Here is a 12019-nt window from a genome sequence, read left to right as displayed (position 1 = left end):
AAGGCATATAGAGTGACAAGATACTTTACTCCCCAGAATAAAGAACTTAGTAATGACCCCAGTCAACAATAAATAGTCTTTCTGATTAAACGATAAGGCTTTTCACTATGACTAATAGTGTATTGATATTAATAACTGCAGCTTGATCAATTTAATGGCGCTGGTAATTAGGGGCTGCCATGACGGGCACAAATTTTTTTACATCTACACGATACAAAAAAAGCCGCTTTCGCGGCTTTTTCAATCAAACACCAGTATCTGTTTGCCAATAAGCAACATTACAAATAGCAGCCACCAGCATGATTAACCTCGGACGGTATAATCTCCCCAAGCTAACCACTTATAGGTTGTCAGTGCTTCAAGCCCCATTGGGCCTCTAGCATGTAATTTTTGTGTACTGACTGCGACTTCAGCACCTAAGCCGAATTCACCACCATCGGTAAAGCGGGTACTTGCATTAACATAAACGGCTGCAGAGTCTACCGCGTTCATAAATTTGCTGGCGGTATGAATATTGTCAGTCAAAATACCCTCTGAGTGACCACTCGAATATTGACGGATATGCGCAATGGCGTCATCAAGCGTGTTAACCACTTTTATACCTAGGTTTAACGACAACCATTCGGTTGAAAAGGTTTCGTCGGTTGCCGCTAGCACCTCTTGCTCATTCATCGCCATAACGGCTTGAGTTTGTTCACAGCCATAAAAGCTAACACCTTTAGTTGCTAACTGTTTACATAGCGCCGGGATGAAACTCTGCGCATTTTTTTGGTGCACCAATACTGTATCTAGAGCATTACAAACGGTTGGGCGCTGTACTTTAGCGTTTTCTACCACTGAAATTGCCTTTGCGAGATCCGCCTGCGCATCAACAAAAAGATGGCAGATACCGATACCGCCCAAAATAACCGGAATAGTGGCTTGTTCGGCACATAAGCGTTGTAAGTTCTGCCCGCCTCTTGGCACTATCATGTCGACATATTTATCGAGTTTTAGTAAGCCTGATACCAAACTTCTATCAGGATTATCAATAAGCTGCACACAATCCTCAGGTAGACCTTGCTCAAGTATTGCGCTGCGAATGACTTTGCACAGGGCTCTATTTGACGCCAAGGTTTCTTTGCCACCACGCAGTATCACTGCATTACCGGTTTTTAATGCTAAGACGGCGATATCGACGGTCACATTCGGCCGAGCCTCGTAAATGACACCTATGACGCCAAGCGGTACGCGGCGACGAGATAAGCGCAGACCATTATCCAATAGCCTACTATCAATTTCGCTGCCCACGGGGTCAGTTAGACCAATCACATTATCAATATCGGCTATCACACTGAGCAATCTTGACTCATCTAATAGCAAGCGGTCTATCATCGCAGCTGACAAACCGTTAGCTTGAGCTTGCTCAACATCTTTTTGGTTCGCAGCGATGATCTCAGACTTTGCATAGGTTAACTTACTTGCAATTCCACGTAATAAGGCCGTTTTCTGTATGCCTGTTAAGCTCGCTAGCGCATAGCTTGCCGTCTTCGCCTTTTGACCAAGGCTATTTAGAAATTCGCTATTACTCATAACACCACCATATCGTTGCGGTGAACCACTGCATCACCATAATCATAACCGAGCACCGACTCGATGCTATCTGAATGTTTACCCGCTATCAGCCCTAAATCTTTTGAACTATAGCGACTCATACCTTTGGCGCGGACTTTACCTTTAGCATCTGTAAGCTCGATGGTATCGCCACGTTGAAACAGACCGTCAATCGCTGTAATTCCTTTCGAGAGAAGACTTTTTCCTTTATTTGTTACCGCTTCCACCGCACCGGGATCAAGTATGAGTTGTCCACGGGTTGCGGGGCCAGCCAAGATCCACTGTTTGCGACTCTCTAGTGGATTTTTTAATGCTGCAAAATGGGTACCCACTGGATTTGAACAGACCACTTTTTGAATAACATTTTCATGATGACCCGAAGCAATCACCACATCGACACCTGCCCGTCTGGCAATGTCGGCAGCTTCTAACTTGGTCGCCATTCCACCAGTACCCAGTCCTGAGACAGCCCCCCCCGCAAGCATGCGTAAGCTATCGTCAATATTAACCACTTGCGTGATTAATTTTGCATCTGGGTTTGTGCGCGGATCGGCATCAAATAAGCCTTTTTGATCGGTCAACAAAATAAGCATATCCGCATCACAAAGCAGCGCCGCTCTTGCTGATAGGTTATCGTTATCACCGACTTTAATTTCAGCCGTTGCCACTGCGTCATTTTCATTGATGATGGGGATGATGCCATGGGCTAACAGTGCGTTTAACGAATCCCTTGCATTAAGGTAACGCCCTCTGTCATGAAGATCTGCGCGGGTCAGCAGCAGTTGGCCGACGTGTAAACCATAAATACTAAATAACTGAGACCATGCAAGGATCAATTGACTTTGGCCAACAGCTGCCAATAATTGCTTGCTCGCTATGGTATCGGGGAGTTTGGGGTAGCCTAAGTGTTCTCTCCCTGCGGCGATAGCACCAGATGTACACAGCACAACCTCGACACCCGCCTTCATCAAACTGGCCATTTGACGTGCAAGTTCGACTAAGTGTGCCTTGTCTAATTTTTGGCTGCCAGATGTCAGCACACTCGTTCCCAACTTTACCACTACGCGGCGGTAACCGATCTCACTTAAGTTCATTTTTATCTAGCTAATATGCATTGAATAAACCTTATACCTAATCTACGTTTGAATTGGTAGTGAGTACCAACAAAGAGTCGTAAAATAATAAGATCAATTAGATATAACTCATGTTATTGATGTTAAATTCAGCCATATGGCAGTAGAAGGTTAGAATAGATAAGAATAGATAAGAATAAAGCCACCCATAGTGGGATTCAACTTGATGAGGTTTGAATTATTTGAACATGTTAAAAGCTTGACAAACTTGCATAAAAAATCCGAGACCTAGAGATAGGGCTCGGATCCTTAAGCAATTAGAAGTTCAGTCAACCGCTCGATAAATCATCAAATGAACGGCATTACAGTCACATGACTGGCTTTTTAATGGCCTCAGCTAAACGGTCAAATGTTAAGTTTCTTCGATGACGCCTTCATCACCCTTGCCCTTAGTCTTGATGATAATCAATGAGGCAATGACAGCAGTAGAGACAAGACCCGCTATGGTTGAAATAGTGATAGGCAGCCCTGCACCTAAGGTGTGTGAGCTCAGCAGGAAGCTAATCACTACCGTAGTCATGAACATGGCCGGTACCGTACAGATCCAGTGGAACTTGTTGTGTCGCAGCAAGTATGCTGAGGCAGTCCATAGCATCATGACCGCAGTCGTTTGGTTTGCGACACCGAAGTAACGCCAGATAACACCGAAGTCAACTTGAGTCAGAATTGCACCCATGATGAATAGCGGGATGGCTAGCATTAAACGCTTAGGTAATTCAGTCTGTGGTATCTTGAAAAATTCAGCCAGGATTAAACGAGCTGAACGGAAGGCTGTATCGCCAGAGGTGATAGGCAGAACAATAACGCCTAAGATTGCCAAAAAGCCACCGACGGTACCCAGAAGCCCTGTTGATGCTTCATATACAACGTTTGCCGGGTTACCCGCCATCCCTTCGTTAAGACCTTCAACACCACCGAAGAAAGACAGAGCAATCGCACACCAGATAAGCGCAATGACACCTTCACCTATCATGGCGCCGAAGAAAACAAAGCGACCATTAGTTTCACTTTCTACACAACGAGCCATTAAAGGAGATTGAGTCGCATGGAAGCCAGATACTGCACCACAGGCAATAGTAATAAACAGTGCAGGCCACAAAGGCATATCATTAGGATTAAGGTTAGTCAGGAAGTCGCTAGCTTCAAAGCCTGGTAAGAGTGTGTATTCACTCGAGACCATGATGGCAATAGTCAGACCTACTGACATGAAGAGCAAAAGCGCACCGAAGAATGGATAGAACCTACCGATGATCTTATCGACAGGTACAATGGTAGCGATAAGATAGTAAGCAAAGATAATGCCTAGGAAGATTGATACATCCCAACCGGTTAGCTTTCCTAGTAGTCCTGCGGGTGCCGAAATAAATACCACACCAACAAGCAATAATAAGATGATGGCAAATACATTCATAAAGTGCTTTGCGCCTTTACCTAAGTATTTACCTGCCAGATTCGGAACTGACTGACCGTTATTACGAACAGACAACATACCGGAAAAGTAATCATGAACGGCACCGGCAAAAATACAACCGAAGACAATCCATAACATGGCCGCAGGGCCATAAAGAGCACCGAGAATAGGGCCAAATATGGGTCCTACACCTGCGATATTGAGCAGTTGAATAAGGTAGACCTTACCCTTGGACATCGGCACGAAATCAACGCCGTCTGTTTTAGTAAATGCCGGTGTTTGGCGTTGAGCATTGATCCCGAAGACCTTCTCTACGAAAGCACCATAGATAAAATATCCACCTATAAGCAGGCCGACACACATTAGAAACCAAACCATAATTACACTCCCCCATTTTGAATTGCTGTCAGTGTAAAGAGGTTTGTCATTTAGAAAATGGAGAATAAGGTGAGTGGTCAGATTGAGAGGGTTAACGGTTTAATATCGACCCTAAGTGGTTTTTCCTTGTTACAGACCTGGCGGGGTGTTTGCTGAAATGTTAAACATTTTAAAGGCAGAGCTTAATGAACTCCGACAGCGCCCGTTGCTTTTTATAGCATCCGATTCGCCTAAAAAACCCAACAGATTATAGGAAACCAAATATCTGCTTCAGTGGTTTTAAGTAACGCCTTGAAACAGGCACTTTAGCGCCTGAGACTGTTGTGACTTCCGCTCCGGTTTCCTGGATCTCTATTTCAGATATTGCTTCAGGACTTATCAGGTACTGTCGATGACATTTGATTAATGAGGTTTTTTCTTCCAGTACTTTTAAGGTCAAATGCGTATGTACTTGCTCCTTATCAGTTGCAACATGAACACCACTGAGATCGCTAAATACAAACTCTACCTCTTTAATCGAGATCACCTTAAGTTTACTTCCGCTATAGCAAGGGAGATGAGCTAACTGCTCAGGTGTAATAATACTGACAGATCTTGGTTTAAGATCTTTTCTGACGCGATTTAATGTCTGTTGCAGCCGTTTTTCATCAATGGGTTTTAACAGGTAATCAAAGGCGTGATTATCGAAGGCCTTGATAGCAAATTCATCGTAGGCGGTGACGAAAACGATACGTGGCATGATATCGGGATCCAGCATGCCAATGAGTTCAATCCCGGTGATCCTTGGCATTTGAATGTCCAGAAAGATCAATTGGGGCTTAAGTTTTGTGATCATCTGCAGTGCTTCGATAGCATTACTGCATTGGCCAATGATCTCTATATCTGAGCTTTCACTTAGTAGGTCGGCTAACTCTTCTCGAGCATAATGCTCATCATCAATAATTAGCGCAGTGATCACGTGTGTGTTTCCGTATAGGGTAGCTTAATGCTGACTCTGGTGTATTCATCTTTGCGACAATCGACATCTATACCAAATTCAGATCCAAACTGATTTTGAATTCGTTTATGAACCAAATTCATCCCCAGACCCTCCGAATTGTTATCTAACTGGTATAGCCCTGCATTATCAATTACCTCTAATATTAATAAATCATCGCGTACCTTGCCAGTAACGCTTATAAGACCGTGATCTAACATATGGCTAGTACCATGTTTTACTGCGTTTTCAATAATGGGTTGTAGGGTAAATGCGGGCAGGCGAAAATGAAGCAGTTGATCAGGGATATCAATCTCAACGTTTAGTTTATCGATAAAACGTGCTTTCTCGATGGTCAGGTATGAATCAATATGCTCAAGCTCGTCCGAAAGTGTCACGAGTCCAGTGGTGCGTTTGAGGTTAATTCTTAAAAATTGAGATAATTGCTGGATCAGTTGCCTTGCCTTTAAGGGATCTCTTTTTGTGATCGCTGCGATGGTATTGAGCGCATTGAAGAGGAAGTGAGGATTAACTTGTGCCTGCAATAACTTCAACTCTGCCTGAGTGAGCATATTTTGTTGACGTTCGAAGCGACCAAATAAGATTTGGTTCGACAATAATCGACCAATTCCTTCACCCAGCGTTCGGTTAATATTGAGAAATAGCTTATTCTTTGGCTCGTAAAGTTTAATGGTTCCAATGACCTCATTTTCACAACGAAGCGGGATCACTAAGCTGGAGCCTAATCTACATTGTGACGAGATAGAACAGGAGTAAGCCATATTGACCCCATCGGCAAACATGACACAATTATTATCGATGGCATCTTGAGTTATTTTCGATGATATCGGAGTACCAGGAATATGATGGTCGGCGCCAGTTCCGATAAAGGCCAATAGGTGCTCTCTATCGGTTATCGCAACGGCTCCGACGTGGGTTTCTTCGATGATTATTTGGGCTACCTGAGTACTACTTTGTTGATTGAATCCCTTCGATAATACTCCGACGCTGCGCTCGGCTATTTTTAAAGCTTGAGTCGAGAATGCGGATGAGAGTTTGTCGAACATGGTTTTTTGATCTCTTACCATACTCATAAACAGGGCTGCACCGATGGAGTTCACTAAGAGCATAGGTAGGGCTATCTGTTTGACCAGTTGCCATGCATCGTCAAAAGGTTGAGCGACGAGTAAAATCACCCCCATCTGCAGCATTTCAGCACAAAAGGTTACCAGACAGACCAACAAAGGGGCGTAAATCAGTTCACTTTTGTCTTGCCTGCGTAAATAGAGACTGATTATGCCCGCTGAAAACCCTTCGAGAGTCGTAGAAATTGCACAGGCCACATCGGTAAAACCTCCCAAGCTGTATCGGTGTAATCCTCCCGTGAGTCCGACTAAAAAACCTGTCACCGGACCGCCTAACAGCCCGCCTAAGACGGCACCCATGGCACGGGTATTGGCAATAGCATCGTTTGTCTGTTCACCAAAGTAGGTTGCCATGATGCAAAAGCCTGAAAAAATCAGGTAAATGAATATTTTGTGAGGCAACCGGGTTGCAGCTTCTGCAAAGAACTTAAATAAAGGAGTCTTACTGACAAGATAGACCATCACCAGGTAAAGGCTCATCTGTTGGGTTAAAAGTAAAATCAACGACATGATAAGTATTCCAATGAGTCATTGTTGGCATTCAGTAGCAAGATATGCAGAATATCAATTCAAATTTCGGTTGAGATCGATCTGTGAATGTAAGAGCAAAGTCTAATTTTCAAAAATTATTCATTAAAGATATAAATAGTTTTTACCTCATATGAGACTGCGTATATCGAACTCAGTACATGCCCATGAAGTCATGGCATTAATGTTACCCCTTGAGAAAGCGATTAGCAAAGAGGAGCTAACACTCTTGATGCATAAGTCGTTAGAGGCTCATGCTTATTATCACACCGTTTCAGCAAGAGCGATGACTGCTGCACAGTGGCGTGAATTTTATACCAGCCAAAAAAAGCCACACAAGGTGGCTTTTAGTTGGTCGCACTCAATAGACGCTATTCTTGAGTTTTAGCGCGCTTAACCATAGATAAACTTGGCGATAAACAGTGCCGCTAATACCAGCACACCAAAACTTAAATCTTTATAACGGCCGCTCATTAACTTGATCACCGCGTAAGAGATAAAACCCATCGCAATACCGGTAGCGATTGAAAATGTCAGCGGCATTAAAATACAAACCACTACCACAGGCGCAGCTTCGGTAATGTCTTCCCACTCAACATGCACCAAGCCTGACATCATCAAGATAGCGACGTAAAATAGCGTTCCGGCGGTGGCGTATGCTGGCACCATTCCCGCCAGAGGAGAGATAAACAGTGAGCCCAAAAACAGTAGCCCCACCACGACCGCAGTTAAGCCTGTTCGCCCACCCGCACTCACGCCCGCCGTGCTCTCAATATAACTGGTGGTGGTAGAGGTTCCCAACATCGCCCCCGCTATGGTTGCTGTACTGTCAGCGGTTAACGCTCTGTTTAAGCGTGGTAGTTTACCCTTGTCATCTAAAAAGCCACCTCGCTGCGCAACAGCAATCAAGGTGCCTGAAGTATCAAACAGGTCGACAAATAAAAATGCGAATACCACCGACAACATGCTCACTTCAAGCACACTCGACAGGTCCATCTTCATAAAGGTAGGCATGATCGAGGGCGGCATCGCCACCATTCCCTGATACTGCACATCGCCAAATAACAGCCCAAGGCCGGTCACTGCTAATATACTAACAATAACCGCAGACTTCATCCCTCTGTGCACCATGGCAATGATCAAGAAAAAGCCCAGTACCGCCATCACCGCAGGAAATGCAGTCACATCCCCCATGGTCACCAAAGTAGCCGGACTTGCTACAACAATCCCCGCGCTTTTTAAACCAATCAGCGCTAAGAACAAGCCGATACCCGCTGCAATACCGATACGCAACGACATAGGGATACTATTAACAATCCACTCTCGAATACGTACCAGAGACAGGACTAAAAAACAGATCCCCGAAAGAAACACCGCACCTAACGCGGTTTCCCACGAATAACCCATTTCGCCAACAACCGTGTAGGTAAAAAAGGCGTTCAAGCCCATTCCTGGTGCAAGCGCTATCGGATAATTAGCAACAATTCCCATAATCAAGCAACCAATAGCCGCGGCTAAACAGGTGGCAACAAACACCGCACCATGGTCCATTCCCGCATCAGCTAACATCATAGGGTTAACAAAGATGATATAGGCCATGGTTAAAAAAGTCGTTAATCCAGCAACAACCTCCTGTTTTAATGATGTTTTATTTTCTTTTAGTTTGAATAGTTTTTCTAGCATGGAACAAGGTTCCTTGATTTTATTATGTAGGGATAAGTGTTAGGGCAAATGTTTACGAACTGTTAAATACGCACATTTTCAGGCGATTATACGGGCAGATAATAGATCAGGCTAGCTATTTACAGTCGGTTAGAACGGGTTAATTTTTAAGGGCTTTTCTGGAGGTTTTGCAACAAAGTTTATTGGCATAAAAACAGTGACTGAATGGCCGTTGATAGTTCCAACAACAATGGCATTTCCTACGTCCGTGTAGGTCAGATTCAGGAGGTAGAGCAATGCAGGGAGCAATTGCCGAGTGAAGCTTCTGGCCCGGGACCCAGTGCCTTTAAGTCTGAAATTATCAGGCCATATTGAAATTGCAGACCATGCGCCCTGTGTCTTAGCAAGCCGCCACAAGTACGTCCATGTAGGCTCTGCTAAATCATCCGTGATTTAGAAGCTTGCACGCCCCACAGCACATGCTCTGCCAGCAAGTTCAATGTAGCGCCTGACACGTTTTTGGACAAAACCAAGTTAGAGTATCTACTTAATTCGATGAAAAACGAATTAATTTAAGTATAAAACAGCACTGGCAGTATGCTCTAGATTACAGGCCAGATTATCTGTGCCACATCAATTCCTATTATCTGCGCTTTTCCTCATCTTTTAGGATCTGGCACTTAAGCTCACCTATTTGATATAACTGATACACAAAAAAAGTTGGCATCAACAATGTCGACAACAATGCTAAGAACATCATTAATGCAACTAATTTCGCCTTAATTCCAGTATAAATTACCTTATCTTTTGGGATTAAAAATTCTTTAAATGGCCAAGCTGATTTTATTAAAGATAGAATCTTAAATGCGATAAACCATAAGAACACAGTTAAAAAGGCATAGAGTAAAACTTCATAATTAGATAATGCACTGCAGACAGTATGAATGTTATTCATAATGAAGGTACCAGCCATAATAGCCCACATCCTGCTTCACCTATCAAATGACCAGTAACCTGCCCAGCAGTGTTGTTTTCAGTTCCATAACTGAAAGCCAGTTTTCTTTTTTGAGCATTAAGCTTGCTTAACATTTCAGTTAGTTTTTCCCTTCTCTTGATATCTTTTACATCACAAGCTGTGATTTCAGTATTTACTATATTTATTTGTTCATTTAACGGTTCTAATAAATCACTAAGTTGACTATTTGATTTATACCAACTAACTAAGCCTGAACCAGCCACAATCACAGTGCAACTTCCTCCCAAGATGGCCGATTGCCCATTCGGGTCAATAAATCCAACTGGATTTCCATCAGCATACTCATATGTATTAAATCCACCTCGCAGCCCAATCGGAGCTTTTGTTAGCCAGCGGCCAGTTCGAGGATCATAGTCTCTAGCTCCGAAGCGAGTAATATCAAGATCTTGGTCATATAAACCACCCGCAAAACCGAATGGCTGAAATGCTGGGTTAGTATCATTTAAGATATTACCGAAGCTGTCGTAATCTATCCTTTGTGCTATGAGCCCTTCATCCAAAAACTCCTTAACTGATCTGACATGTTGTACCTAATAATTAACCAACAACAAATAATGTAACCCCAAATACTGCTAAAGGAGTAAATAAATTCACTAATGCCATCTTCATTAAAGTATGTTTCATTGTCTGTTTATTTATTAATAGAAATATTATGGCTAATAATGAATACAATACAGCTCCAGATCCATAATATAAACAATTGAAAAAGGCGCTCAATGCAAAGTCTGTTTTTTCTTCCCCTTCAGAGGTAATCACTTGTAATAAAAGATAAATAAGTTGAACACTGACTATCAGAGGTAGATTGACTAATACTTTTTCTAATATTTGACTCATATCATTTAACTTTTACCTCTACTCCGATACTAAGAAGGGTATTAAACAAACTTGATGGCAGATCAGGTATGTGTGAACCAATTCGAGTATCTACACCAATTTCTCGTAAGCTGTCTCGAATAAAGTCAACACAACTCGCATCTAAAGCCCCATAACCAGTACCACCCTCCAAAGTTTTTACTAAATTCACAAAGGCAATATCTTGTTGTAGTGTAGTTGGGATGTACATTGTTCTCAATGCTATACCATTATTCTCACCCACATTCCCCAGTTAAACGTTAACAACTGTCAGAATTCGTGTTGGCCCGCTCTCAATTCATCAGTGCAACTTATCCCACAAAACAAATTGCTATTTAACATTGCACGTGAGGATTACGACCCCTTTTAGCGCCTGTATAAACGATAGAGTGAATAGAGCAATAGAATCACGCATAAAGCAACTTCTACAATTTTTATATGTGCGCGTGACTTTATTACGTCAATGTTTCGACGATGTTCTCGCATTTTGGTTATATCTTCTGGCGAAGGAAGGTAATTAACAACCGTTCCCTCTACAGTAACATAAACATCATGATGCTCTTTCCAGATATAGCTTTGCTGCGCAATCGCTTTAGTCATATCAGATAATTCATGTATTGGTATTTTTTCTGATTCTACTAACGGCCCATAATCTTTAGAATCAAATATATGAGCAGGGCCTTCATTTAGTATTTTAACTAAAGCAAATGAGTCCACAACTTTAGTTGCTGACACAAAAGAATACACCAACGGTGAAACAAGCAAGCATATGAGTAATACATTTCTATTTTGACCGCTTTGCTTTCGTAAAATGATGAACAAAACAGAAAGGGATAACCCTAAAAGGCTTAATGCTCTCATTATCAATCCAGATGCAAAGTACAGCTCTCTTTTTTGGCCTATCTCAGTGAATAGCAATGAAATCACATATTCCGAGAACCAGTAAAGCAAGACTGACAAAACGAACACGATTAGTAACTTCATGATGACACCATTGAGTCCCAACATGCTAGAAAAAAACAAACATAGCCAGCCATTGATAATCAATAACATAACTAGCTTTCAAGCAGATATCAATACTCAGTATCTTTCAAATCATCAGATGAAACGTTTTCAATATTGCGGCTGCGAAATACTGTGAAAAAGGAGTGAATTTCAGGATTTAGTCAGTTTTAAGGCGTTGAATATTAACTTTGCGAAATAGCAAAGCTAAGTGGTCTTGAGGTGAGCTGTTGGAGTCTAGTCTACTTGCATATACTGACAACTATTTGAAAAGTGCCGTCGGCGCTTACCTAGGTGTTCACA

12 protein-coding genes are annotated in these 12019 nt (G+C 42.6%); 1 reads left to right on the top strand and 11 read right to left on the bottom strand.

Annotated features, from left to right (window positions below):
• Positions 1-303: 303 nt before the first annotated feature.
• The 5 genes from L2755_RS15015 to L2755_RS14995 all read right to left on the bottom strand — a co-directional run bounded on the left by L2755_RS15015 (position 304) and on the right by L2755_RS14995 (position 7146).
• A complete protein-coding gene (locus L2755_RS15015) occupies positions 304-1572 on the bottom strand; it encodes a glutamate-5-semialdehyde dehydrogenase (protein WP_248981500.1) in 1269 nt (422 codons plus the stop codon).
• Positions 1569-2687, bottom strand: coding sequence for a glutamate 5-kinase (gene proB / locus L2755_RS15010; RefSeq protein ID WP_248981499.1), 1119 nt, complete (start codon positions 2685-2687; stop codon positions 1569-1571). Before proB ends, L2755_RS15015 begins: the two co-directional genes overlap by 4 nt.
• 391 nt (positions 2688-3078) lie before the next feature.
• On the bottom strand, positions 3079-4515 hold the full coding sequence (locus tag L2755_RS15005) for a carbon starvation CstA family protein (protein ID WP_248981498.1): 1437 nt from the start codon (positions 4513-4515) through the stop codon (positions 3079-3081).
• A 247-nt stretch (positions 4516-4762) separates the two neighbouring features.
• A complete protein-coding gene (btsR, locus tag L2755_RS15000; protein WP_248981497.1) occupies positions 4763-5473 on the bottom strand; it encodes a two-component system response regulator BtsR in 711 nt (236 codons plus the stop codon).
• Positions 5470-7146 (bottom strand): sensor histidine kinase, encoded by a 1677-nt coding sequence (locus tag L2755_RS14995; protein WP_248981496.1) that lies wholly within the window; start codon positions 7144-7146, stop codon positions 5470-5472. The genes btsR and L2755_RS14995 overlap by 4 nt, the downstream gene beginning before the upstream one ends.
• A 151-nt stretch (positions 7147-7297) precedes the next feature.
• On the opposite strand from L2755_RS14995, the gene L2755_RS14990 reads away from it, so the two are divergent.
• Positions 7298-7552, top strand: a complete 255-nt coding sequence (locus L2755_RS14990) for a DUF2492 family protein (RefSeq protein ID WP_248981495.1) — start codon at positions 7298-7300, stop codon at positions 7550-7552.
• Positions 7553-7557: 5 nt separating this feature from the next.
• On the opposite strand, the gene L2755_RS14985 is transcribed toward L2755_RS14990, so the two are convergent.
• The 6 genes from L2755_RS14985 to L2755_RS14960 form a co-directional block, all read right to left on the bottom strand.
• A complete protein-coding gene (locus L2755_RS14985; protein WP_248981494.1) occupies positions 7558-8847 on the bottom strand; it encodes an NCS2 family permease in 1290 nt (429 codons plus the stop codon).
• 622 nt (positions 8848-9469) lie between these two features.
• Positions 9470-9781, bottom strand: coding sequence for a hypothetical protein (locus L2755_RS14980; protein WP_248981493.1), 312 nt, complete (start codon positions 9779-9781; stop codon positions 9470-9472).
• Entirely contained in the window at positions 9778-10362 is a 585-nt protein-coding gene (locus L2755_RS14975; protein ID WP_248981492.1) for an RHS repeat-associated core domain-containing protein, read from the bottom strand. Before L2755_RS14975 ends, L2755_RS14980 begins: the two co-directional genes overlap by 4 nt.
• Positions 10363-10399: 37 nt before the next feature.
• Positions 10400-10696 (bottom strand): hypothetical protein, encoded by a 297-nt coding sequence (locus tag L2755_RS14970; protein WP_248981491.1) that lies wholly within the window; start codon positions 10694-10696, stop codon positions 10400-10402.
• 1 nt (position 10697) lies between these two features.
• On the bottom strand, positions 10698-10925 hold the full coding sequence (locus tag L2755_RS14965) for a hypothetical protein (RefSeq protein WP_248981490.1): 228 nt from the start codon (positions 10923-10925) through the stop codon (positions 10698-10700).
• Between the two features lie 155 nt (positions 10926-11080).
• Complete coding sequence (locus tag L2755_RS14960) at positions 11081-11698, bottom strand: hypothetical protein (protein ID WP_248981489.1); 618 nt, start codon at positions 11696-11698, stop codon at positions 11081-11083.
• Positions 11699-12019 lie beyond the last annotated feature (321 nt).

It is taken from the genome of Shewanella abyssi, assembly GCF_023284025.1.
Classification (GTDB): Bacteria; Pseudomonadota; Gammaproteobacteria; order Enterobacterales; family Shewanellaceae; genus Shewanella; species Shewanella abyssi.
This window is presented reverse-complemented; position numbering and strand designations above follow the sequence as displayed.

What these genes read in the sequence shown, in the direction of transcription:
- L2755_RS15015 (WP_248981500.1), bottom strand. Translation starts at nt 1,572, where the DNA reads ATGAGTAATAGCGAATTTCTAAATAGCCTTGGTCAAAAGGCGAAGACG.
- proB (WP_248981499.1), bottom strand. Translation starts at nt 2,687, where the DNA reads ATGAACTTAAGTGAGATCGGTTACCGCCGCGTAGTGGTAAAGTTGGGA.
- L2755_RS15005 (WP_248981498.1), bottom strand. Translation starts at nt 4,515, where the DNA reads ATGGTTTGGTTTCTAATGTGTGTCGGCCTGCTTATAGGTGGATATTTT.
- L2755_RS14995 (WP_248981496.1), bottom strand. Translation starts at nt 7,146, where the DNA reads ATGTCGTTGATTTTACTTTTAACCCAACAGATGAGCCTTTACCTGGTG.
- L2755_RS14990 (WP_248981495.1), top strand. Translation starts at nt 7,298, where the DNA reads ATGAGACTGCGTATATCGAACTCAGTACATGCCCATGAAGTCATGGCA.
- L2755_RS14985 (WP_248981494.1), bottom strand. Translation starts at nt 8,847, where the DNA reads ATGCTAGAAAAACTATTCAAACTAAAAGAAAATAAAACATCATTAAAA.
- L2755_RS14980 (WP_248981493.1), bottom strand. Translation starts at nt 9,781, where the DNA reads ATGAATAACATTCATACTGTCTGCAGTGCATTATCTAATTATGAAGTT.
- L2755_RS14970 (WP_248981491.1), bottom strand. Translation starts at nt 10,696, where the DNA reads ATGAGTCAAATATTAGAAAAAGTATTAGTCAATCTACCTCTGATAGTC.
- L2755_RS14965 (WP_248981490.1), bottom strand. Translation starts at nt 10,925, where the DNA reads ATGTACATCCCAACTACACTACAACAAGATATTGCCTTTGTGAATTTA.
- L2755_RS14960 (WP_248981489.1), bottom strand. Translation starts at nt 11,698, where the DNA reads ATGAAGTTACTAATCGTGTTCGTTTTGTCAGTCTTGCTTTACTGGTTC.